General features: G+C 43.3%; 19 protein-coding genes. 14 read left to right on the top strand and 5 right to left on the bottom strand.

What is annotated here, in order from left to right; all coding sequences use genetic code 11:
* Positions 1 to 115: 115 nt before the first annotated feature.
* Both AC3E9V_RS18280 and AC3E9V_RS18275 read left to right on the top strand, forming a co-directional pair.
* Complete coding sequence (locus AC3E9V_RS18280) at positions 116 to 2,383, top strand: aconitate hydratase (RefSeq protein ID WP_488749593.1); 2,268 nt, start codon at positions 116 to 118, stop codon at positions 2,381 to 2,383.
* Positions 2,384 to 2,454: 71 nt separating this feature from the next.
* Positions 2,455 to 3,249, top strand: a complete 795-nt coding sequence (locus AC3E9V_RS18275; protein ID WP_488749592.1) for a pseudouridylate synthase — start codon at positions 2,455 to 2,457, stop codon at positions 3,247 to 3,249.
* Here the strand turns inward: AC3E9V_RS18275 and AC3E9V_RS18270 are convergent.
* Positions 3,242 to 4,240 carry an acyl-CoA reductase gene (locus AC3E9V_RS18270; RefSeq protein ID WP_488749591.1) on the bottom strand — a complete coding sequence of 333 codons (999 nt, stop codon included), beginning with the start codon at positions 4,238 to 4,240 and terminating at the stop codon, positions 3,242 to 3,244. The two genes, AC3E9V_RS18275 and AC3E9V_RS18270, sit on opposite strands and share 8 nt — an antisense overlap.
* Positions 4,241 to 4,328: 88 nt before the next feature.
* On the opposite strand from AC3E9V_RS18270, the gene AC3E9V_RS18265 reads away from it, so the two are divergent.
* The 3 genes from AC3E9V_RS18265 (at position 4,329) to AC3E9V_RS18255 (ending at position 5,568) form a co-directional block, all read left to right on the top strand.
* Positions 4,329 to 4,673 (top strand): 4Fe-4S dicluster domain-containing protein, encoded by a 345-nt coding sequence (locus tag AC3E9V_RS18265; protein WP_488749590.1) that lies wholly within the window; start codon positions 4,329 to 4,331, stop codon positions 4,671 to 4,673.
* 243 nt (positions 4,674 to 4,916) lie between these two features.
* Positions 4,917 to 5,165: a DUF6364 family protein gene (locus AC3E9V_RS18260; protein ID WP_488749589.1), complete on the top strand. Its 249-nt coding sequence runs from the start codon at positions 4,917 to 4,919 to the stop codon at positions 5,163 to 5,165.
* The gene (locus AC3E9V_RS18255) at positions 5,158 to 5,568 is read left to right on the top strand and encodes a PIN domain-containing protein (protein ID WP_488749588.1); all 411 of its coding nucleotides are present in this window, start codon (positions 5,158 to 5,160) and stop codon (positions 5,566 to 5,568) included. Before AC3E9V_RS18260 ends, AC3E9V_RS18255 begins: the two co-directional genes overlap by 8 nt.
* A gap of 1 nt (position 5,569) precedes the next feature.
* Here AC3E9V_RS18255 and AC3E9V_RS18250 read toward each other — a convergent pair whose 3' ends face one another.
* The gene (locus tag AC3E9V_RS18250) at positions 5,570 to 6,472 is read right to left on the bottom strand and encodes a DUF58 domain-containing protein (protein WP_488749587.1); all 903 of its coding nucleotides are present in this window, start codon (positions 6,470 to 6,472) and stop codon (positions 5,570 to 5,572) included.
* A 178-nt stretch (positions 6,473 to 6,650) separates the two neighbouring features.
* On the opposite strand from AC3E9V_RS18250, the gene AC3E9V_RS18245 reads away from it, so the two are divergent.
* The 4 genes from AC3E9V_RS18245 (at position 6,651) to cas6 (ending at position 10,144) form a co-directional block, all read left to right on the top strand.
* Positions 6,651 to 6,998 (top strand): DUF3276 family protein, encoded by a 348-nt coding sequence (locus AC3E9V_RS18245; RefSeq protein ID WP_488749586.1) that lies wholly within the window; start codon positions 6,651 to 6,653, stop codon positions 6,996 to 6,998.
* Between the two features lie 69 nt (positions 6,999 to 7,067).
* Entirely contained in the window at positions 7,068 to 8,159 is a 1,092-nt protein-coding gene (locus AC3E9V_RS18240) for an AI-2E family transporter (RefSeq protein ID WP_488749585.1), read from the top strand.
* A gap of 2 nt (positions 8,160 to 8,161) precedes the next feature.
* Positions 8,162 to 9,259, top strand: coding sequence for a redox-regulated ATPase YchF (gene ychF / locus AC3E9V_RS18235; RefSeq protein WP_488749584.1), 1,098 nt, complete (start codon positions 8,162 to 8,164; stop codon positions 9,257 to 9,259).
* Positions 9,260 to 9,334: 75 nt separating this feature from the next.
* Positions 9,335 to 10,144: a CRISPR-associated endoribonuclease Cas6 gene (gene cas6, locus AC3E9V_RS18230; protein ID WP_488749583.1), complete on the top strand. Its 810-nt coding sequence runs from the start codon at positions 9,335 to 9,337 to the stop codon at positions 10,142 to 10,144.
* Here the strand turns inward: cas6 and AC3E9V_RS18225 are convergent.
* A complete protein-coding gene (locus AC3E9V_RS18225) occupies positions 10,130 to 11,419 on the bottom strand; it encodes a type IX secretion system plug protein (protein ID WP_488749582.1) in 1,290 nt (429 codons plus the stop codon). The genes cas6 and AC3E9V_RS18225 overlap by 15 nt on opposite strands.
* Before the next feature lie 149 nt (positions 11,420 to 11,568).
* Between AC3E9V_RS18225 and AC3E9V_RS18220 the strand changes: the two genes are divergently transcribed.
* The 4 genes from AC3E9V_RS18220 to AC3E9V_RS18205 all read left to right on the top strand — a co-directional run bounded on the left by AC3E9V_RS18220 (position 11,569) and on the right by AC3E9V_RS18205 (position 17,540).
* Positions 11,569 to 12,129 carry an RNA polymerase sigma factor gene (locus tag AC3E9V_RS18220; protein WP_488749581.1) on the top strand — a complete coding sequence of 187 codons (561 nt, stop codon included), beginning with the start codon at positions 11,569 to 11,571 and terminating at the stop codon, positions 12,127 to 12,129.
* Positions 12,107 to 13,417, top strand: coding sequence for a hypothetical protein (locus AC3E9V_RS18215; protein WP_488749580.1), 1,311 nt, complete (start codon positions 12,107 to 12,109; stop codon positions 13,415 to 13,417). The genes AC3E9V_RS18220 and AC3E9V_RS18215 overlap by 23 nt, the downstream gene beginning before the upstream one ends.
* 70 nt (positions 13,418 to 13,487) lie before the next feature.
* Positions 13,488 to 14,807 (top strand): LVIVD repeat-containing protein, encoded by a 1,320-nt coding sequence (locus AC3E9V_RS18210; RefSeq protein WP_488749579.1) that lies wholly within the window; start codon positions 13,488 to 13,490, stop codon positions 14,805 to 14,807.
* Between the two features lie 93 nt (positions 14,808 to 14,900).
* Positions 14,901 to 17,540, top strand: coding sequence for a DUF5916 domain-containing protein (locus tag AC3E9V_RS18205; protein WP_488749578.1), 2,640 nt, complete (start codon positions 14,901 to 14,903; stop codon positions 17,538 to 17,540).
* On the opposite strand, the gene AC3E9V_RS18200 is transcribed toward AC3E9V_RS18205, so the two are convergent.
* Both AC3E9V_RS18200 and AC3E9V_RS18195 read right to left on the bottom strand, forming a co-directional pair.
* Complete coding sequence (locus AC3E9V_RS18200; protein WP_488749577.1) at positions 17,522 to 18,682, bottom strand: glycoside hydrolase family 88 protein; 1,161 nt, start codon at positions 18,680 to 18,682, stop codon at positions 17,522 to 17,524. The genes AC3E9V_RS18205 and AC3E9V_RS18200 overlap by 19 nt on opposite strands.
* Entirely contained in the window at positions 18,679 to 19,992 is a 1,314-nt protein-coding gene (locus tag AC3E9V_RS18195; protein WP_488749576.1) for a BNR repeat-containing protein, read from the bottom strand. Before AC3E9V_RS18195 ends, AC3E9V_RS18200 begins: the two co-directional genes overlap by 4 nt.
* A 348-nt stretch (positions 19,993 to 20,340) precedes the next feature.
* On the opposite strand from AC3E9V_RS18195, the gene AC3E9V_RS18190 reads away from it, so the two are divergent.
* Entirely contained in the window at positions 20,341 to 22,509 is a 2,169-nt protein-coding gene (locus AC3E9V_RS18190) for a glycoside hydrolase family 3 C-terminal domain-containing protein (RefSeq protein WP_488749575.1), read from the top strand.
* Positions 22,510 to 22,871 lie beyond the last annotated feature (362 nt).

The raw sequence follows: 22,871 nt of genomic DNA, 5'->3' as shown, positions 1-22,871 counted from the left end.
TTCCAAATTATCTTCTTTAAAAGCCTAACATTTGAATTAAATAATTAATTATCATTTTTCAGATTTAAATAACTTTGGCGACTGAATTTTTTGAACAGGAGTAAAATCAAAATCCATGGCATTTGATATTGAAATGATCAGAGAGGTCTACAAGAAGATAGGCCAACGTGTAAATAGAGCAAAAGAGATCACCGGGAAACCTTTGAGCCTGGCTGAAAAGATCCTCTACAGCCACTTGTATGAGGGAGAGCCTACAGAGTCTTATAAGCGGGGCGAATCCTATGTGGACTTTTCTCCGGACAGGATTGCCTGCCAGGATGCTACAGCTCAGATGGCTTTGCTGCAGTTTATGCAGGCAGGAAAGGAAAAGGTAGCTGTACCTACTACTGTGCACTGTGATCACCTGATCCAGGCAAAAGTCGGAGCTGCAGCGGATTTGCAAAATGCATTGAATACCAGCAATGAGGTGTTTAATTTTTTAGAATCTGTTTCCAATAAGTACGGAATAGGGTTTTGGAAACCCGGTGCGGGAATCATTCACCAGGTAGTTTTAGAGAACTATGCCTTCCCCGGAGGAATGATGATCGGTACGGATTCTCACACTGTAAATGCAGGCGGTCTGGGTATGGTAGCTGTTGGAGTAGGGGGTGCGGATGCCGTAGACGTGATGGCAGGTATGCCCTGGGAGCTCAAATTTCCCAAACTTATCGGTGTGAAGCTAACTGGTAAACTAAATGGTTGGACGGCTCCTAAAGATGTAATTTTAAAGGTGGCAGGAATCCTGACTGTAAAAGGCGGAACAGGAGCTATAGTGGAGTACTTTGGTGAGGGTGCAAAGAGTATGTCATGTACGGGTAAAGGAACTATCTGTAATATGGGAGCTGAAATTGGGGCAACTACTTCTACTTTCGGCTATGATGAGTCTATGGAGCGGTACCTGAGAGCTACCTGCCGGGATGAGGTGGCTGACCTTGCCAATGGTGTTAAAGAGCATCTGACAGGTGATCCGGAAGTATATGCTGATCCTGAAAAGTACTTTGACCAGGTGATCGAGATCAATCTTTCTGAACTGGAGCCTCATGTAAATGGTCCTTTCACCCCGGACCTGGCTACACCCATTTCAGAAATGAGCAAGAAGGCCAAAGAAAATGGCTGGCCTGAAAAAGTGGAGTGGGGGCTGATCGGTTCCTGTACCAACTCCTCTTATGAAGATATCTCCAGGGCGGCCTCTATTGCAGAGCAAGCCTTGAGTAAGGGGTTGAAGCCGGCTGCTGAGTTTGGAATAAATCCCGGCTCAGAGCAGGTAAGATTTACGATTGAGCGGGATGGCTTTATAGAGAAATTTGAGAAGCTCGGCACGAAAGTGTTTACGAATGCCTGCGGACCATGTATCGGACAATGGTCAAGAGCGGGAGCGGATAAAGGTGAGAAAAACACGATCGTACACTCCTTCAACCGAAACTTCGCCAAACGTGCGGATGGAAATCCGAATACGCATGCCTTTGTAACTTCTCCTGAGATGGTGGCTGCTATCGCAATATCAGGAAAGCTTGGGTTTAACCCGATGACGGATGTTTTGATCAATGATAAGGGAGAAGAGGTAAAGCTGGATCCGCCAACCGGGTGGGAGCTACCGGTGAAAGGCTTTGATGTAGAAGATCCCGGGTATATTGCGCCTGCTTCAGATGGATCGGATGTGGAGGTTGTTGTGAATAGCGATTCAAAGCGGTTGCAATTACTTGACCCTTTTGACCCTTGGGATGGAAAGAATATTACCGGGGCCAAACTCCTGATCAAAGCAAAAGGAAAATGTACTACTGACCATATCTCCATGGCCGGTCCTTGGTTAAGATTCAGAGGGCACCTCGATAATATCGCCAATAATACACTCACCGGAGCAGTAAATGCCTTTAATGATGAGACTGACAAGGTCAAAAATCAACTGACGGGTGAGTATGGTACTGTGCCTGATACCCAGCGTGCTTACAAAGCTGCTGGTATTCCTACCATTGTGGTGGGAGATCATAATTATGGTGAAGGCTCTTCCCGAGAGCATGCCGCTATGCAGCCTCGACATCTTGGTGTGAAGGCAGTGCTGGTGAAATCATTTGCACGGATACATGAGACCAACCTAAAGAAGCAGGGGATGCTTGCTTTGACTTTTGCCGATGAGGCAGATTATGATAAGATCAGGGAGGATGACACTTTTGACTTTTTGGATCTGACTGATTTTGCCGAAGGTAAGGCGTTGACTATTGAGGTGAAGCATAATGATGGCTCCACAGACACCATTAAAGTCAACCATTCTTACAATGATGGTCAGATTGCGTGGTTTAAGGCCGGGTCAGCTCTTAATCTGATCAAGGAGTTGAATAAGTCATAATTGGTTTTTAAAATCTGAACGAAAGGCTGTTTACTTGTGTAAGCGGCCTTTTTTGTTCCTTATAGATTCTCATGAAAACGTCAAAAAAGGATTCATTACTTATTTCCTTCAATCAGTCGATCTCAAATATGGATTTGCCTGCACAATTCAACAATCCATTTGATTATCAACCACATGAACTTTGCGTACGTGCTGCTGCTCAGGTGCAACAACACCTGGAACAGAATGATTGGGAGCATAATTTTGGTTTGATCGAGGGTAAGGAAGGGACTATTATAGGGAAAATGTTTGGGGTTTTGATCGTAAAGGATGATCAGGATGTCGGGTTTCTGACGGCTTTCTCCGGTAAACTGGGCGGGAGAAATCACTATCCATATTTTGTGCCACCTGTCTTCGATGGCTTGGAAGAAGGAAGTTTTTTGAGTAATGGCATGGCAGAACTTACCAGAATAAATCAAAACTTAAAACGGCTGGAAGATGATTGTAAAGCGGATCATCAGGATGAGATCAATCAACTGAAGCAGCTTAGACGGGATAATTCCAATGCGCTTCAGGACAGAATCTATGAGAACTATCGATTCCTGAATCGGATGGGTTGTGAGAAAGATCTAAGGCAAATCTTTGCCCATACGCATCATAGCAACCCCCCGGGAGGAGCGGGTGAATGCGCGGCTCCAAAACTACTCCAATATGCCTTTCAAAAAGGTTATGAGCCAATTGCAATGGCAGAGTTTTGGTGGGGAGAATCCTCAAACCCCGAAGGTTGGATACATAAAGCCTTTTATCCCGCATGCACCCACAAGTGTAAACCAATTCTTAGCCACATGCTGGCAGGTGTTAGCATGGACCAGAATCCGTTTAGTTGAGTCCGCTCAAAAACTCAAGCGTATCTACCCTGTCCGCATAGTCCCATGGTTCTGGCAGCTGCGCTTTTCCGAAAGGAAGGTATCCATGACCAATTACGCATTGGATTTTTTCCTGGTGATCTTCCAGGTACTTCTCAATAGCTTTTTGATCTGCAACTTCCTGGGCAAATAAAACACCCAATGGGGATACAAGGTCCTCTGTAGGCAACCAAAGTAAAAACCCATTGTCCAGGTGTTTGGTCGTATTGACCAGATAAATGGATTTGTAATAGTCGTAGTTGTTTCGGTATTTATGGTGATTTCCAATCTCACTGAAATGCTCAATGGCCTCAAAGAAAGCTTTTGGGTCGTATCCTTCAGGAATGATGAGCTTGGATACATTCCTGCAGCCTAGACCAAAGTACCAGAAAATATCTTTCCCCAGTTCACTTAGCTCCTCTGAGGTTTCAGAACCATCTAAAATGCCAATCGATGTTCGGTTTTTTCGAATGATCTTCGGAATGTTTCTGAAGTAGTATTCAAAATACCTGGCAGTATTATCACTCCCTGTAGCAATGACAGCATCTATATTATTGAGTCTGTCCCAAAACTCCAGGTTCTTCTTGAATCGAGGCTCTATGTCAAAAAGGAAATCAGCCATGACTTTAGGTAAGTAACTGTCATCGCTGCTTGTCTTTACTGCTGCAAAATGGCCACTTAGCAGCACAGTAAGCATGTCATGAAAACCGACCAATGGGATGTTTCCGGCCATGGCGATTCCCACTATTTTAGGTACCTCTGCGGTAAGCTTGTATTCACTGAGCCACCTCTCAAGCTTTTCTTTTTCCAGCATAAACGCAATGCCTTCAAGGGCTTTCTCAACATGGTCCGGGGTGAACCATGGGTTCTCTGCATAAGCACGATTTGTGATTTCATCCCGCTTTTCCTTTGAAAGGTTTTTGATTTTGTCGCCTAAAATTGAAAAAGCTTCAATTCTTTCGTCTAAAGTCATTAATTATGCATTTGCGTTTGGACGCAAACTTATTGTGAATATTTTTGTTCTTTGTTATTGTAAGGAACAAAAAACAAAGCGATTAGAAATGGCAATAATGATCACAGACGAATGCATCAATTGTGGTGCATGTGAGCCGGAATGCCCTAACACTGCGATCTACGAAGGTGGAGTCGAGTGGAAGTGGGCTGATGGCACGGACCTGAAGGAAGTAGAGATGGAGGATGGTTCCGTAATAGATGGTGATGAGGCCCAGGAGCCGGTCTCTGATGAGTTCTATTACATTGTTTCCGGAAAGTGTACGGAATGTACAGGATTCCATGAGGAACCACAATGCGCGGCGGTGTGTCCGGTTGATTGTTGCGTGCCGGATCCGGATTACGAAGAAACCGAAGAGGAGCTGCTAGCCAAGAAAGAATGGCTACACGTTTAAAGATAACGAAAGCGGGCTCCGGCCCGCTTTTTTTTTATCTGCTCTTTTTATAATCCGACACCCATTGGCAGTCAGTTGTTTTAGAGAGTCAATCTGAATTTCTGCAAGCAAGTCGCATTTATTTATTCAGGCCGTGTTTATTTGGTGAGGAGGATATTTTGAGCTATTGGATGCGGATCGGGTAATAAAGGTTGCTTGTCTGTTACTTTGGCTTTACGTATAATTTTTCGTAAAATTGTACGTATGAATGCAAAGCTGACGCTATCCATTGATGAGGAGGTGGTGAGAAAGGCAAAGAAGTATGCTAAGGAAAACGGCAGGAGTCTTTCTGATCTAATAGAGTCGTATCTGATCGGCATTACCTCAGAACATTTTGAGGGCGAGAAGAAGAGCACTCCTTTGGCGGCTAAGTTGCAAGGTGCTTTTAAAGTGGATGGACAGATCAGCATAAGTGATTTAATCACCAAAAAGTATCAAAAAGCTGATGATTAAAGCCTTTATAGATCCGGATATTATTCTTGAGTTTCTGATCAATAGCGAGCCTCAAGCCAAAGAAGCTGCACAAATTTTCTCCATGGCGGAAAGAAAGGAGGCTAAGCTACTGGCTTTTCCTCAGACATTTGGTAATCTCTACCATGTGTTGAGGCAGTTTGCCAGCCATGAAAAGGTGGTGGAGAAACTGAGATTACTCGCCGAATTGGTAGAAGTTGGGACCCTTGATTCCCGTGCAGTGCTGAATGCCTTAAAATCCAATTTCAGTAACCTTGAAGATGGGATCCAAAACTTTTGTGTGGAATCAAACAATGTTAAAATCCTTATCACCCGAAGGCACAAGGACTACAAATACAGTGGACTTTCAATCATGAGTCCGGCGTTGTTTTTGGAGATGGTCTGAGTTACCGCATTCGCTTTCTTTTAATCAGATAAGCTCCCAGTATCTTTTCAAACGGGTCAGATACATCTGCTTCCACAAAATCAATTTTGTAAGAACCGCATCGGATCTTCAGATCGTTGTAAAGTTCTTTCATCTGGCGGGTGTAGTGTGTCTTTACCTCTCGAGGGTTTAGCTTTATGGACTCATTGGTCTCCAGATCGACAAATCGAAAGGGTCTATCATCAAACTCAAACTCAAGCTCGGTTTTGTGGTCAGTTACATGAAAGACCAGCACCTCGTGCTTATTGTGTTTCAGGTGTTGGAGTGCTTTGAAGATTTCCTCCTGGTCATCGGTCTGGTTAAACATATCACTGAAGATGACTACCAAAGAACGTTTGTGAATGCTTGCGGCAATTTTATGGAGCACACCCGCCACGTTTGTTCCGGCCCCCGGTCCTTTTTTTAATAAAGACGACATCTCAGTCATCAGTTGGTTGAGGTGGGTTTTGGTCGATTTGAGTGGAGACTGGTAAAGGATGTCTTCTGAAAAGGTGGTAAGGCCAACAGCATCGCGCTGCGATGTTAGCAGGTAAGCTACGGATGCAGCACAAAGTACTGAAAATTTCATTTTTGTATTTTCAGGCTGAGGATAATACATCGAACCTGATGCATCCATGAGTATATGAGCTCGCAGATTGGTTTCTTCCTCAAACTGCTTTGTATATAATCGATCGGTCCGGGCATAGACTTTCCAGTCTACGTGCCTGGTGCTTTCGCCAAAATTGTAAAGCTTATGCTCGGCAAATTCCACCGAAAAGCCATGGTAAGGCGATTTATGAAGGCCTGTGATGAATCCTTCCACCAGCTGCCTGGCCAGTAAATCCAGGCTTTCGAATTGCTTAATATCAGCGAGTTTTACATCCATTATTAAATTGTTAATTCCCCCTTTATTCAATCGGATATTACGAAATTAAGTTTTATTTAGCTTATTAGAAGATGGTAACGGTTTGCATTTGTCAAACTTATAATGTTATATTTAATTCTGAATTTTTAAATAACATTGCGAAAGCATATTAACAAGAGACACCAAACCTAAAGTAATAGTGGAAGAGAATAAGGAAAAAGGGAGAGACGAAATTTATTCAGAAAGGGTAAGAGCTGGTAAGAGGACTTACTTTTTTGATGTGAAGTCAACCCGGTCAAATGATTATTACCTGACCATTACAGAAAGTAAGCGTAGATTTAAGGAAGACGGCTTTTTTTATGAAAAACACAAGATTTTCTTATACAAAGAAGACTTCCATAAATTTGTTGATGCCTTGAACCAGACCGTAAACCATGTGAAAAACGAACTTCTTCCTGATGTGGATTTTTCGCAATTTGATCGAAATGATGAGGAAGAAACGGTTAATGTGTCTGATAGCGATGATTCAGAGCTGAAGTGGGATTAGACTACCCATTATGAAAAATTAAAGCTCTCAGTTATTTGGGAGCTTTTTTTATACCGGTAACTTAAGCTCATGAACCGAACCCTGGTTTCTATTGGTATTGTAGTTGGCTTACTGGGCGTAGCAGTATGGTACTTTTCAGACATCTTTGCCTACATTACCATATCCCTGGTATTGGCTACTGTTTTACGTCCCTTGGTAAATCAAATCAGTAGGATAGAGGTTTTTGGGGGGAATATTCCCCGCTTCATTGCTATACTTTCTTCTTTCATAGTAGTCATGGGTATAGCATCCCTCTTTGTTATTTTGTTTATCCCATTGATATCAAACCAGATAGAGGTATTAACCGGTATGAATTTCAATGTGGTGTTTGATTCGCTTATCCAGCCAGTAAAATCCCTGGAGGATTTTTTGATCGCCAATAACCTTACGGATAATCAGGAGGGGTTTATGGTGAATAATATGCGCGATGGCATTATAAACTTCATTCAAAGCATCAATTTTACCGAAATACTTAATCAGCTTATCAGCTTTACCGGGAGTTTTTTCATTGGGATGCTGGCGATCACATTCATTACATTTTTTCTTCTTCTTGAGAATGGGATCCTCAGGCGACAACTTATAGCCCTCATTCCAAATAAGTACTTTGAAGTGTTCATCTCAGCTCTTTATAAAATGGAGCGTTTGCTGTCCAATTATTTACTCGGGCTGCTTTTTCAGATGTTTTCCATCTTTTCGGTTGCAGCTATCGGGTTATCCATAGTAGGAGTTCCATATGCCATTACCATTGCGGTGTTTGCTGCTGTAGCTAACCTGATCCCGTACCTCGGGCCTATTTTGGGAGGAATATTTGGTATTATAGTAGCCGTCAGCACTTCCGGAGATTTTTCTTTTTCCAATGATACCATCATCCTGGTCATAAAGGTATTTTCAGTTTTTGCCGTAGTGCAGGCTACGGACAATATCGTACTCCAGCCACTTATTTTCTCTAAAAGTGTAAAAGCCCATCCTTTAGAAATATTTGTCATTATTTTTGTGGGCGCTACGGTAGCTGGCATTCCCGGCATGATAGGGGCTATACCCGTATATACGGTGCTAAGAGTCTCATCAACAGAGATTTATGCTGGGTTTAATCAATATAAAGTATTTAAAAGCAAGAGCTAAATATGGGTTTAAGATGTGGTATTGTTGGTCTTCCAAACGTGGGAAAATCAACTTTATTCAATGCGCTGTCCAACGCTAAGGCAGAGGCGGCCAATTTTCCATTTTGTACCATCGAACCGAATGTGGGTGTTATTACCGTTCCTGATGAGCGACTGACGGTTTTAGAGAAATTGGTAAACCCTCAAAAAGTAATCCCTACAGTCATTGAGTTTGTAGATATAGCAGGCCTGGTAAAAGGGGCCAGCAAAGGAGAGGGGTTAGGTAATCAGTTTTTGGCGAACATTCGGGAGGTGGATGCTATTATCCACGTGATCAGGTGTTTTGAAAATGACAATATCGTACACGTAGAAGGCCGGGTAAACCCAATAGAAGATAAGGAGGTGATCGACACGGAGCTGCAGCTCAAAGACCTGGAGTCTACCGACAAACGAATCACCCGGGTGGAGAAAATTGCCAAGAGTGGAGATGCCAAGGCTAAAAAAGAATACGATGTATTGATGCAGTTTAAGAAGCATCTGGAGTCTGGTCAGAATGCGCGATCTCTTGAAATGGATAAAGAGCAGCGTGAGATTGTTCGCGAATTACAACTACTTACAGACAAGCCGATCATTTATGTAGCAAATGTGGAGGAGGAGAATGTAAACAGTGGGAATAAGTACAGTCAGCAACTGGAGGAAATGGCTGCAAAAGAAGAAGCTCAGGTAGTAAAAGTTTCAGCAGCGTTGGAAGCGCAAATTGCGGAATTTGATGATCCTGACGACAAAGAGATGTTTTTGGAAGAGTATGGTCTGGAAGAATCAGGGCTTAATCGATTGATAAAAGCTGCTTATTCCCTGCTTGATCTGATTACATATTTTACCGCCGGGGTACAGGAAGTGCGTGCCTGGACGATCAGGAAAGGATGGAAGGCTCCTCAGGCGGCCGGAGTGATCCATACCGACTTTGAAAAAGGCTTTATCAAAGCTGAGGTAATTAAGCTGGATGATTATAAAGCTTTAGGTTCAGAGCAGGCATGTAAGGAAGCAGGTAAATTGGCTATTGAGGGTAAGGATTATGTTGTTCAGGATGGAGACATTATGCACTTCAGGTTTAATGTTTAATCATTCTTAAAAAGGTTTAAACAAAATCACCCCGATCGCTGTTCTACAGAAAACGAACCACATTTTTTAGAGCACGTGAGAATACGAATAACTTTTCAAGTAAACAACAGAGGAGGTCTCGTCCCATTTCACCATCAGTATTTGATAGCTCAGACCGTAAAGGGTCTGCTGGTCTCTGCTGACAGTAAGGAGTTTAAAAATTATCCGTTTTACAGTTTTTCAGGGATCAAGGGACAGACAAAGATCAGTAAAAAAGGCCTGCAATATACCTCCCGTAAGGTCACCATTGTGTTTTCTTCAGGCAGTCCTGATTTTATGGATCATCTTGTACAGCTGATAATGCGACAGGAAGAAGTAATGTTGGGAAATTTGAGCCTGAAACCCGAGATAGCAGAAGAGGAGCTATCGGTTACTTTTGAAAGAGGAACGAAGTATGTGTGTATTTCTCCACTGATCTTGCTTCCATCGTCTTTTAATAGCAGTGAAAGTAAGCAGTTTTTCGAACCTTCCTCTGATGCCTTCTCGGATTTACTTTACGAAAGCACTGTAAAACGTATGACAAAATACGGGGTGGATATGAGTGAAATCCCGGAAGCGCAGAAGTTTCAGCTGGTTCCGGATGAAGAGTACCTTGAGAAAATAAAGATGGGTGGCAAGAAATTCAGCAGGATCTATCCGGTATTTGATCAGGATGTAAAGTATGAAGTGAGAGGGTACACGTTTCCTTTCACACTTTATGCTGCGCCTGAAATCCAGGATTTTATTTTCACCTGCGGGTTAGGCGCTTATTGCTGTAAGGGCTTCGGAATGCTCGATCTGGCAAATAGCGACCCAACAGAACGTACTGTTTTATATAAATCCAGGGACGAGCTAATTTCGGCTTGATAGTTTTTTATACCCGATCAGTTCGTCGTAGTTTTTAGAGGGATCCCTATAGTAGAGCAGGATTTCGTAATCGTTTTGGGTTTGATAGTTACTCCCCTCCAGGTAGTCTGCCGGGAGAGTTTCTGATTTTACCCAGTACATATAGTCGTAGTATCCCTGTCTGAGTAACAGGGAGCCCTGGTAAATGCCTTTATTGGGATTGTAAGCCATGAGATTATTGGTACTTAATCCCCAATTAGTCAAATGACCGTTTATAAATACATCGCCTTCCAGTTTTTCAGAAAGGAGTTCAAAATGAACTTCTACATATTCGCTTTGACTTTGAGCGTCATTTGGGTCGGTGTTTTGTAAAAAATAGTTACCGTTCAGATCTTCATTTATTTGCGTATAAGCAAGGTTGCCTCTGGACTTATCCTGGTTGAGGAAGGCATCTACTTTACCGGGTTGCTTTTCTATATGTGACACGTTCATACCCCGATAGTCAATGGAGCGTAAGTCAAAAAAGCGAAATTCGTTTAGTCCGATAAAGTTATTTTCTCCATTGAAGTGCCGGTACTCCATGTACTTTTGATCATTTCTGATCAGTGTCGGCTTCAAATCAGTAATAGCAGTGTTCCAATTGTGATTCTGGAGCACTGTGATCTTAAAATCCTGCAAGGGGTTGGGATTACTGATGCCTTCATAATTAACTGTAAACTCGATCTGCTGATTACTTACCCTGGCAGCCACAATATCACTTTGTAAAATCTCAGAGGTTATAGCGGATCGTTGAGTGTATACACAAAATCTTCTGACAAAAAGCAGGTCATCCTCGTTGCCTTCATTGTAAACCGCCAGCATGTAGTTACCGGGAATTTTAGGAATGGGGAGGTTGGCGTCATAATGGACATAAGGGATTCGGGTATTGGAGGAGTATTCATAATCACTAATGGAAAACTCGTTGTAGTCATCCAGAAACTGGATGTCGGCCAGCGATGAGCGGGTCCAGTTTGCATTACAGTGTATATATCTGGCTTGTATATACCTGTAATTTTCTTCCAGCAGGTCAAAAGACAGTTGTATGGCGGGATCTGTAAGCTGCATCATGGGGTATTCCAGTGAAGGCCTCTCATTGTTAGTATTCGGGTAAAGCTGAACCATCCCTACTATGGATTCATAGTTAAAATTATCGTAGGCCAGTTTTTTAGTGGGGTTGTAGCTGGAAGTGTTGGTTACCGGTACACAGCTGACCAGGTAAATCAGGGTACAGGTTATGCAGATTGATAATGCTTTCATGTTCGAAGTTTTACTATTTATGGTGGTCTTTGAAACTAACACTTAATGGATATATAGTTTGAGATGCTTAAATTTCATAAATTTGTTAAGAGTGATTACAACTATTTCACTTTTTGTGTGGTCATAATGTAAAACCTAAACCGAACTGAATGTCATTCAGTGATGAAGAATTAATTCACGGCTGCTGTAAGGGAGAACGTAAAGCGCAGCAAAACTTATATGATACATACGGGCCACGTATGTACCCTATTGCTTTGCGCTATTCCAAAATGCAGCAGGAGGCAGAAGATATTCTTCAGGAAGCTTTTTTGAAAGTTTTTCAGAATATTAAAAATTTCAGAAAAGATTCATCACTGGCATACTGGATTAAGCGGATTGTGATCAACACGGCATTAAATCATCAGCGGAGTAAGCTCTACCTGTATCCTATGGTGGATATTGGCGATTTAAAAAATCACCAGAGTTACGACTTCACCTTATCCAGTTTCAGTCATAAGGAGTTGTTGGCAATGGTCCGAAGACTACCTACGGGGTGTCAGGTCATTTTCAATCTGTATGCAATAGAGGGCTTTAAGCATCATGAGATAGCCGAAATGCTGGAAATCAGCGAAGGAACTTCCAAATCTCAATATGCGCGGGCCAAGGGATTATTGAAAGAGTGGATATCAGAAAGTAACAGAATAAATTATGATAGGGCCGGAGAACTCTGAGGATGAATTTGAGAAAGGCTGGCAAGAGGCCTTTGAGGGTGCTGACGCGGCGCCTCCTTCATCAGTGTGGAAGGAGATCGACCGACAGTTGGCATATGAGGAGTTAGCTGCTTACAAGTCCAGAAATGTTTATTACAAATGGGCTGTAGCTGCAAGCATTCTCCTGGCTGCATTTCTGGGTATTTCTCAGTATGTATATTTTTCCGGTCAGGAGGAATCACGTACACTGACTGGCATAGTCACTATTGATAATCCGGAAGCTCAATCTTTCCAGATCGCTATTCCTACACAGCCTGAAAGAGAGGAGCCGTCTTTTCTCAGCAGAAAACTACTCATTTCATCTATCGCTTCGGCTGATGAGCAAAATGAGGAGCAGTTTGAATTGGTGGATTATAATGCTCTGGAGATGGACCGGCTCAATCCCAGCCTGGAAATGGCGAGTCATGTGGATAAGGAAATGTACATGTTGCCAACCTATAACTATGGTTTAGGGAAAAAGAAAAAAACAACAGATAGTGAAGATAGGTATTGGGCGGGTTTGAATGTAGGTTCCGGAAGTTTTGATCCGAACTATGAATCCGGAGTAAATACTTTATCCACATCAAATGCTTCATCCTCTTACTCTCTGACTAGCAATGAAGCTGTAGATACCCAGGGGCCCAATTTACGCGAGGGAATGACTGCCGGAGAAACGGTGGCGCTGGGTGTGAATTTCGGTGTAAAACTAAATGAAAAATGGTCAGTGGAAAGTGGTATCCAATATGCCCGGGCTGATGCTACTACTACCACTAATTTAGTGATCGAGTCCTCCAAAGTACGTGAGGTTATACCTGCCTCAGCAGAAATCAGGAGTATACCACAGGTAGAGAATATCATTGATTCTGAAGAGATTCTGGAGTATAATTATAAAGATGTGGATCTGTCTAATCAGTTTCAGTTTGCCACAGTACCTGTAAAAGCAGGTTATATGCTTATTGATAATAAGTTCAGGTTACAGTTAAATGCCGGGGTTGCCGCAAATCTCTACCTGGGGAACAAACTATCAGATCCTGATAGAGAAATCGCAAATGTAACCATTGGTCCGGGAGAGTCTTCACCGTACAGGGAGATTAGCTTTAGTGGGCTGGCTGGTGTACAGCTGGGGTATGAAGTTCTCAACCGATTTGATGTTATTCTGGAGCCAAATTACCGTCAGGCTATCAATTCACTGACCAAAGAAAACTCCGGTTTTACAGCTAACCCATCAGGGTTTGGCATCATGACAGGTATCCGTTACAAATTCAATTAAAATTTTTCAGAATTCAATCCAACCATTTGGAAGGGGACGTGTGTCTTAGAAACTACAAACTGCCTTACTAATGAAACACACAGAACACTCTCACGAACAAGATCAGGAAAAGCAGGACCTGATCAAGCTATCTACGCTTTCGATCATCATCCTGATCATTTTATCGCTGCTATACAGCGGATGTTATCACACATGTGAGAAATTCACTTACATGACCTATGAGCCAGTATATCTGGATTTGGATTCACTGCGGGATGAAGTGTCTTTTGACGACCCCAGGGAGATAGAGGAGCCTGGAGGTATATATTATAAAGCCGGTTTTGTGTTTATTAATGAACGAACAGAAGGAATTCATATCATTGATGACAGAACCCCCGAATCACCGGTTTCCGTAGGGTTCATAAATATTCCCGGAAACTTCGCCATGGCTGCCAAAGGGGATTACCTCTATGCAGATAGCTATACAGATCTGCTGGTTTTTGATATCAGCAATGAGCAGGAACCTGTTCTGGTGAGGAGGGAAGAAGACGTTTTCCATGACTTTTCAGGCATGATGACCTATTTTGATGCTCAAATGAATACTATAGTCACCTATGTGGAGGCTGAGTATGAAGATACGGATTGTGGAGAAAATAATGGTGGCTGGTTCTGGGGCGGAATGGCTGAAGATGATGTAAGCTATAGCCCGACAATGAACAGTGGTGGAGACGGTGCAAATGACACGGGAGAATCAGGCTCTATGGCGCGTTTTGTAGTGGATGGTGAAACACTTTATGGCGTAGATCACAATACGCTAAACGTTTTTGATGTAACCAACCCAAGCACTCCGAGTAAGCAGGGGACTGTAGACCTGGGATGGGGAATAGAGACCATTTTTCCTTACGAGGAAAAACTGTTTATAGGAGCAATGGACGGTATGTATATTATGGATAATTCCGATCCGTTAAATCCGGAATTGCTCTCCAAGTATGAGCATACAACAAGCTGTGACCCTGTAGTGGTACAGGGAGATTATGCTTATGTGACCCTGAGAAACGGGACAGAATGTAATGGATTTACCAATCAACTGGATATTGTGAATATAAGTGATCCAACCAAACCAACCCTCTCTAAAACTTATGAGATGCTCAATCCACACGGATTAGCGATCAACTCAGAATGTTTGTTTATCTGTGAGGGGAGTCACGGACTCAAGGTCTTTGATGTTAACCTCCAGGACCCCACAAAGATCACCCAAACAAAATTTTATGAGGATATAGATGCCTTTGATGTGATTTCTCTTCCGGATATCCTTCTCATGGTAGGAAAAGATGGTTTTTATCAGTACCACTATTCATGTGGAGAAAATTTATACTTCCTGAGTGAGATTTCTTTTGGGGCCAACCAATAATCCCGGAAACCGACCGCAAAAAGAAATAAAAGAAATAAATGTAACCCGATATCGTTTGAGGAGTATTGTTTAATATAACAACATTACCCTCAAATGGAGTGCCGCATTTTTTCTCTCCTGATTTTTTTAGCTCCTTATTGCATTTTTGGACAGTCTGATCAGGATTCTATAAAAAACTATACCACTAAAAGGGTGGAGGGAACCCCACCTGTAATAGATGGCTTGCTGACAGATGAGTCATGGAATGCAGTGGAATGGGGCGGAGACTTTATTCAGCGAATGCCTGAAGATGGAGCTCCCCCTTCCCAACAAACAAAATTTAAGATCCTTTATGATGCAAAATACCTTTATGTAGGTATACGAGCCCTGGATACGCAACCCCGGGAAGTGGTACGCAGGATGTCACGCAGGGATGGTTTTGAAGGTGATTTTGTAGAGATCAATATTGACAGCTATTACGACAAACGAACAGCATTTTCATTTTCGGCTTCAGCTTCGGGCGTTAAAGGAGAAGAGTATATTTCCAACAATGGAAATAACTGGGATGCTACCTGGGATCCTATCTGGTATCTCGAAACCAGCCTGGACGATGAAGGCTGGGTAGCGGAGTTTAAAATCCCTTTATCACAGCTACGTTTTGCCGATAAGGAAGAACATGTCTGGGGTATCCAGGTCATGCGAATGTTATTTAGGAAAGAGGAGCGGTCTTACTGGCAGCCTATAGCTCAGGATGCTCCGGGCTGGGTTCATCTTTTTGGGGAGCTACGAGGTATAAAAGGCATTCGCCCGCAGAAGCAACTTGAAATTCAGCCTTACCTTCTGGCTGGAACAGAGCGATCCCCCGCAGAAGCAGGAAATCCGTATGCCACCGGGAAAGACAACAATGTGGATTTCGGAGTGGATGCCAAGATCGGGATTACAAGTGACATTACTCTCGACCTGACGATCAATCCGGATTTCGGGCAGGTAGAGGCGGACCCATCGCAGGTAAACCTGTCGGCTTTTCAACTCTTTTTCAGGGAACGAAGGCCATTTTTTCTGGAGGGTAATAATATTCTTGATTTTGGTCTGACGGAATCTGTTGCTGGTGGCCCATTTAACAACGATAATTTGTTTTATTCAAGAAGGATAGGCGGAAGACCCTCTCACTACCCCAATGATGGGGATATAGCCCACGTTGATAAGATTAAGAATACCAGAATACTTGGAGCTGCAAAAATTACTGGTAAGAATAAAAATGGATTTTCCTGGGGGATACTTGAGTCTGTGACAAATCCCCAGAAGGTTGAGGTACAGGACACACGTGGTCAGACCAGGAAAGTAAAGATTGAGCCTTTGACCAACTATCTCGTAGGTCGGGTCCAACAGGACATCAATCAGGGAAATGCCTTGCTTGGGGCTATGGTCACAGCTACTAACAGGTCTATTGATGAAGATCAGTTTGAAGGAATGCACAGGAGCGCCTACTCCGGAGGAATTGATTTTACCCAAAACTTCAACGACCGGAATTACTACGTATCGCTAAATACTGCATTTAGCAATGTGAATGGCAGTCAGCTGGCCATCTATAATACCCAGACCTCTTCTGAGCGGTTTTTCCAACGACCGGATAATCACCATAAGGAAGTAGACTCAAGCAGGACAAGTTTGTCAGGAACATCTGCAATGGCAGCACTAGGTAAAAGGAATGGTAATTTGATCTTTCAGACGGGAGCCACTATGAGGTCTCCGGGTTTTGAGCTGAATGATGTGGGGTTTTTGGTCCAAACGGATTATGTATCACAGTGGACCTGGGCTCAATACAGGATACTGAAGCCGTTCGGGATTTTCAGGTGGTTTCGGTTAAATAGCAACCAGTATCTTACCTGGGACTATGATGGGGTAAACCTCTATAAAGCTTTAAATTTCAATAGCCATATGCAGTTTAAAAACTTTTGGTATTTGGGTGGAGGGTCGACTATAGCGGGCGAAAGTGTATCCAATGCCGACCTGAGAGGAGGGCCATCTATCCGGTATCCGGGTACAAGGGAGTTTTGGGGATATATTGGTTCGAATGATCAGAAAAAACTGACTTTTGAAATCAACCCCTGGTTTTCAAGGGGTAATAATGATTATTACAGGGGGTTAGGCCTCTACACTTATGTGCGTTATCAACCGACGGATGCTATCCGCCTGTCCGTTTCTCCTTCCATAGAATGGAACGATAATGAGCTACAGTATGTGGAACGATACAATGACGGGGAGGACCATTTTATTTTGGGGAAAATCAAACAGGTTACATATCGGGCGTCAATAAGAGCTAATTACATCATAACCCCCAATCTGTCTGTAGAATATTGGGGGCAACCCTTTATCTCGAAAGGTGAATACAGTGATTTTAAAAAAGTTCTGGCCCCGAATGCGGAATCTTATGAGGATAGATACATTTCTTATACTGAGAATGAGATTACTTATGATCCGGAGTCTGACATTTACCTGATTGATGAAAATGAGGATGGATCTACTGATTATGAATTATCGGACCCCAATTTTAATTTTCTGCAGTTCCGGTCCAACTTCGTTATTCGCTGGGAATATATTCCTGGTTCTACTTTGTTTTTGGTATGGACTTCAAATGCTTCGGATTATCATAATTCCAGGCAAAATGAATTCAGGGACCTAACCTCGGATCTGAAATCAATAGATGGTTCCAATATTTTCCTAATCAAATTTACCTACCGGTTTATTTTGTAATCCACACCATTTTTAAGACGCTTTAGCCCCTCTACAAAATAATAGTCAGCATAAGTTAACGGCACATCTACTTCACTATTAGCGGGTAGGTGGCCCACACAATGTTTGATGACAAAGTTTCCATTCTCCCCCGGATCAGCTGTATAGTTTTGATCCAGTGCGTTCAGTATTTTTCGGGCAGGGGAGCTGTAATCCTTTTCCGTATAATTGTCCAGCTCCAATAAGGCAGATGCGATGATGGCTGCAGCAGAAGCATCCCTGGGTGCATCAGCAGGAGCGTCAAAGTCCCAGATGGGTATCATATCCTCTGGCAGGTTGGGGTGAGTCAAAATAAATTCAGCGATTGCCAGGGCCTGGTCAAGATATTTTTGCTTTCCCGTTTCCCGGTAAGTAGTTGTAAAGCCATATAAACCCCAGGCTTGTCCCCTGGCCCATGCAGACTCATCATTTAATCCCTGGGCAGTTCGTTTTTCCTGCACGGCCCCTGTCTCCGGATCATAATTCAGCACATGGTAAGAGCTGGAATCCTGCCTGAAATGATTTTTGATGGTGTTATCCGCATGAGTTACAGCAATATCGTAAAATGAGCTGTCCCCCGTATGTTTTGTGGCCCAAAACAGCAGCTCAAGGTTCATCATGTTATCAATGATGACCAAAAAGTCTTCCGGGTCTGAGTCCCATGAACGGATACAGCCTACAGCAGGAGAAAACCGGGTAGATAATGACCTGGCACTGTTAACCAGTATTTGCTCATATTCCGGCTTTGGGGCGATTTTAAGAGCATTCCCAAAACTGCAATACATCATAAACCCCAGGTCGTGGGTGAAGGTGTTATGCTGTTCCTTTTCCAGGAGCACCATCATACGATCAGCTTCTTTCAGCAGGGAAGAATCTTTTGTTTCTTCAAAAAGGTAAAGCAATGTGCCCGGGTAAAATCCACTGCACCACCAACCTGAATTACTGGTTGTAAATTCACCATTTTCAAAGGACCTTGGAAACCTGTCCTCAGGTAGCTGTTTTGCCATGTTTTTGTACTGAAGCACAGCCAGCTCAATATTTCGGCTGATGAGATCATTATTTTCCGATGGCTGATTCCAGCTGGTCAGCAGTATTAAGCTAAGTAAAAAGTAAGGTCGTTTCATTTTTTGGTGTTTGGATTCCATTCTAGTACACTTATAGAAGATGGCGGAGTATTTTTCAGGCCTTCCCCGTCAATTTGATTTACCCGCTGTAAAAAGAGATGCAGAGTATGGTTTTTTCTCCACACTTCAGGATCTAAAGTTGGCTCCCAAAACGCATATCCATCCCTGGTAAGGTCTTTGATATTCCAGGAATTACAATCAGGCAAATCGCTGTACGCCACTGATACTCTATTGTCTCTTTCTGCATCCCTGAATATAAGAAAAACTGTCTTATCATAACTGACAACCTGCGGACGGGATATGGGTATAGCTTTAGTTCCGAGCCCGGAGAGGCTGAATGGGACAGTACGAAAATCAAGGTTCCTGGTATTCCACTTTCCATCCTGATAATAAACCAGGTGATATTGAGGAATGTCTGAATCTTTTGTCCTCCAATAGGTGGCAATAATTGGATTTCCATTTGTATCAGTGGTCATACTTGTTTGATTGATGAGCTCACTCTTCTGTGGAATTTCCGCAATGTATTCTGCGGAAGCTGCAGTAATGGGGAGCTTATACCTGGTGCCGTCTGACCTGCTCCAGGTTTTACCCTTATCCATGGATTTTGCATAACAAAGGTCATGATTGCTCGATACATCAGGAGATTCGCGCCAGACCCATGAAATGTGGATCACTCCACTTTCATCTACAGTGACCTGCCAGTATGCATTTCGCTCACTCTGTCCATCGATAAGGTTGGACTGGACCCGCTCCCATTTTTCCTTATCAGTGTCATATCTGTTCATTATCAGGCTGCCATTCCCCGAGCCCCCCAGGCGGTACAGGAACAGCAAATCACCATCCGGCATGGCATAAAACTCGGGGTAAGAAATAATATCTTCTTCTGAATTGATCATTGGAAGCTCCTTTGTCAACTGAAGGTTTCCAGGACTGACAGACCGTGCGTACCGAAGTGAGGTATTGTGATGGTCCCAGGAAACATGCAGGTAACCTTTACCATCTACTATCAGGCTGATACTGTTGTGGGCATCCGAGGCATTGCCCTGGTATTGAGTCTTCTTCAGGGACCAGCTGTTACTTCCCAGTTTTCTTTTGCCCAGCACGAGGTTTTGCTCCTGGTCATAAAAAGAGATGTACTGAATGCTGTCCTTTGTAAAAAGAGCATTCTTCCTGAAGATTACGGTATTTACTGAGTTTTTTGCCCAGCCGTGATCGGTTACGGGTATTTTGGTCTGCGCGGAAAGATCACCTGAAAAAAGAAGAATGGCCAGGCAAAAAATGATCGTGTTTGTAAGTGATGATGGTTTCATGTGTTCAAAGGTTGCTGAAACAAGCCGCGCCGCGTAGGCGGTTTGCCGCCCAAACTTGATCATACCCGATTGGTGTTTCTCAATGTTTTGGGTTGAGACTACGCGTGCGGACGGCTAGTCCCCGGCATCATGCTCATTTCATTTTAATAATTTCAGGATACTTAATAATCTGCTGACAAAAGTAAAGGTGTAGATTTATATGGTAAAAAATGTAAGGTCCGGCAGTCGAAGAAACATTTCATACCCATTTCGTCTCATTTTATAACCCTTTTCAGAAATACTAAAAATCTACTTTTGCTTTAGTGTGCTAATGAAGATTTTTTAACTGAACAGGAAAATAACAAGAAAATGAAAAATATATGTGTTTTGGTATTGTTGGGAGGGCTGTTTGCCTCTTGCGGTTTTTCACAAGCGAATAAAGAAACTGATGATAAAATGAAGATAGAAGAACTTATCAGTGAGATGACCCTGGAAGAGAAAGTGCATATGCTGCATGGGAAGGGCAAGTTTGCATCGGCTGGTGTACGGCGGCTGGGAATCCCCGAACTTACATCAACTGACGGTCCTCTTGGAGTAAGAGAAGAAATTCAAAATGACAGCTGGGCTCCGGCAGGATGGGATAATGATTTTGCTACCTTTTTTCCTGCCGGTGGGGGATTGTCATCGTCCTGGAACCTGGAGCTTGCTAAGAAGTTTGGCGTAGCTATCGGTGAAGAGACCCGCGCACGGGGAAAAGATGTACTTCTTGCTCCTGCAGTAAACCTCATCAGGTCTCCTTTGGGAGGCAGGAATTTTGAATACTTCACCGAAGACCCGTATTTAAATAAAAAACTTGCGGTTCCGTATGTGATAGGAGTGCAGGAACAGGATGTAGCAGCCTGTGTAAAGCATTACGCAATCAATAACCAGGAGACGCTACGGGGTTCAATTGACGTGCAGGCAGATGAGAGAACGATCCGGGAAATGTATCTCCCGGTATTTCGTGCGGCAGTAGAGGAGGGAAATGCCTATTCAGTAATGAGCGCTTACAACAAGTTTCGTGGTGAATATCTTTCTGAAAATGATTACATGCTGAATAAGATCCTGCGAGAAGAATGGGGCTTTAAAGGTTTCGTAATGTCAGACTGGGGAGCGGTACATTCCACTGTGGAGTCTGCGCTGTATGGACTGGATATAGAAATGGGCACCGAGATAGATGACTATTCTGAATGGTATTTCTCGGATGCACTGATCCAGGCTGTGAAAGAAGGGCAGGTTGCTGAATCAGTAATTGATGAAAAAGTACGGAATATCCTCTACGTCATGTATCAGATCAAGGCGCTGGGAGAAAAAACAAGAGTTGAAGGGGCCCTGGCTACTCAGGAGCACCTGGATGTTGCATATGACATTGCTAAAGAATCTGTAATTCTGCTTAAGAACGAAAATAAAGCATTACCGCTCAATGCTTCTGATATCAAAAGCATTGCCGTAATAGGAGATAATGCTAAAAGGAAGCATGCAAACCAGGGATTTGGAGCCGGAGTGAAAACCAAAACCGAGGTTACCCCTTATGATGCTCTGGTTGCAAAATACCCGGATGTAAAGATTAGTTACGCTCTTGGATACGAGGAGCAGTACCTGGAAAATGATCTGGACAGAGCCTGGGGGCTTCCGGTAGACTATTCACCTAATGAAAAGCTGATTGCAGAAGCAGTAGCTGCGGCTAAAAGTTCTGATGTAGCTATTGTATTTGCGGGATCTAACCGGTTGGTAGAGACCGAAGCAGAGGACCGGAAAGGGCTGAGGTTGCCATTTGGTCAGGAAGCCCTGATCAAAGCAGTGAAAGAAGCCAATCCGAACACAGTAGTTGTTATGATTGCAGGATCTCCACATGATATATCAGAAGTGCATGATACGGTAGATGGTCTGATTTGGTCATGGTTTAATGGCTCGAGGGCCGGCGATGCTATCGTAGATGTATTGTTTGGTGAGGTTAATCCTAGTGGTAAGCTGCCTATTACCTTTCCTAAAGAGTTGGACGATTCTCCTGCTCATGCGACCAACAGCTTCCCCGGTGGGCCGGAGGTAGTGGAGTACAAAGAAGGTATTTTGGTAGGTTACCGATGGTTTGACACCAAAAATGTGGAGCCTTTTTATCCTTTTGGGTATGGACTTTCATATACCAGTTTTGAGTATGATGGTTTAGCATTGAATGGGTCGGCATTTTCTTCTGAGGATGTTATTAAAGCAACCTTTACATTGAAAAATACCGGGAATCTGGATGGTAAGGAAATTGTTCAGGTCTACGTGAGTAAGCCTGAGTCTAAAGTGCAGCGAGCGGCCAAAGAACTAAAAGGATTTGCCAAAGTAATGGTACCGGCAGGTACTGAAAAGACGGTTACGATAGACATTCCGGTTAGTGAACTGGCTTATTATGATGAGGCTGATGGGTGGACCGTGGAACCGGGAGAATACATTTTGATGAGTGCCACATCTTCAAGAAATATCCGTGAAAAAACGGAATTCTCAATCAAATAATCTGACAAGGTTTATAGAAATCATCACCGACTAATGGGGGCGATCAAACTGATCGCCCCTTTTTTTATGTGTTTAAAAGTTGCTGGGCTGCATTTCAGGAAAGGGAATAGGGGTGAGTTAGGAATGAAAGCTCTTAACTCAACATGCCAACTTCAATTTTGAAATATGATAAAGGGCCTTGCCCTTGAGCGCCAAACGCGCCCGAACGGTAGGCATGTCCATGCTGAGCGCAGCGCGTTTTCCGCTCACCGGAAACTGTCCTGCAGAACGCAGGACGTCATCTCCCTTACCGGAAATGGTCCTGCAGCGTGCAGGGCCCTATCTCCCTTGCCGGAAAATACCACGCTGAGCGCAGGGACCCC

Source organism: Marinoscillum sp. HNIBRBA16962, assembly GCF_057801515.1.
This window is presented reverse-complemented; position numbering and strand designations above follow the sequence as displayed.

Excerpts from the sequence above, each read along its gene's own strand:
- AC3E9V_RS18260 (WP_488749589.1), top strand. The coding sequence starts at position 4,917 with ATGAATGCAAAGCTGACGCTATCCATTGATGAGGAGGTGGTGAGAAAG.
- AC3E9V_RS18275 (WP_488749592.1), top strand. The coding sequence starts at position 2,455 with ATGAAAACGTCAAAAAAGGATTCATTACTTATTTCCTTCAATCAGTCG.
- AC3E9V_RS18220 (WP_488749581.1), top strand. The coding sequence starts at position 11,569 with ATGTCATTCAGTGATGAAGAATTAATTCACGGCTGCTGTAAGGGAGAA.
- AC3E9V_RS18240 (WP_488749585.1), top strand. The coding sequence starts at position 7,068 with ATGAACCGAACCCTGGTTTCTATTGGTATTGTAGTTGGCTTACTGGGC.
- AC3E9V_RS18265 (WP_488749590.1), top strand. The coding sequence starts at position 4,329 with ATGGCAATAATGATCACAGACGAATGCATCAATTGTGGTGCATGTGAG.
- AC3E9V_RS18255 (WP_488749588.1), top strand. The coding sequence starts at position 5,158 with ATGATTAAAGCCTTTATAGATCCGGATATTATTCTTGAGTTTCTGATC.
- AC3E9V_RS18250 (WP_488749587.1), bottom strand. The coding sequence starts at position 6,472 with ATGGATGTAAAACTCGCTGATATTAAGCAATTCGAAAGCCTGGATTTA.
- AC3E9V_RS18210 (WP_488749579.1), top strand. The coding sequence starts at position 13,488 with ATGAAACACACAGAACACTCTCACGAACAAGATCAGGAAAAGCAGGAC.
- AC3E9V_RS18200 (WP_488749577.1), bottom strand. The coding sequence starts at position 18,682 with ATGAAACGACCTTACTTTTTACTTAGCTTAATACTGCTGACCAGCTGG.
- AC3E9V_RS18195 (WP_488749576.1), bottom strand. The coding sequence starts at position 19,992 with ATGAAACCATCATCACTTACAAACACGATCATTTTTTGCCTGGCCATT.
- AC3E9V_RS18280 (WP_488749593.1), top strand. The coding sequence starts at position 116 with ATGGCATTTGATATTGAAATGATCAGAGAGGTCTACAAGAAGATAGGC.
- ychF (WP_488749584.1), top strand. The coding sequence starts at position 8,162 with ATGGGTTTAAGATGTGGTATTGTTGGTCTTCCAAACGTGGGAAAATCA.
- AC3E9V_RS18225 (WP_488749582.1), bottom strand. The coding sequence starts at position 11,419 with ATGAAAGCATTATCAATCTGCATAACCTGTACCCTGATTTACCTGGTC.
- AC3E9V_RS18270 (WP_488749591.1), bottom strand. The coding sequence starts at position 4,240 with ATGACTTTAGACGAAAGAATTGAAGCTTTTTCAATTTTAGGCGACAAA.
- AC3E9V_RS18190 (WP_488749575.1), top strand. The coding sequence starts at position 20,341 with ATGAAAAATATATGTGTTTTGGTATTGTTGGGAGGGCTGTTTGCCTCT.
- AC3E9V_RS18215 (WP_488749580.1), top strand. The coding sequence starts at position 12,107 with ATGATAGGGCCGGAGAACTCTGAGGATGAATTTGAGAAAGGCTGGCAA.
- AC3E9V_RS18205 (WP_488749578.1), top strand. The coding sequence starts at position 14,901 with ATGGAGTGCCGCATTTTTTCTCTCCTGATTTTTTTAGCTCCTTATTGC.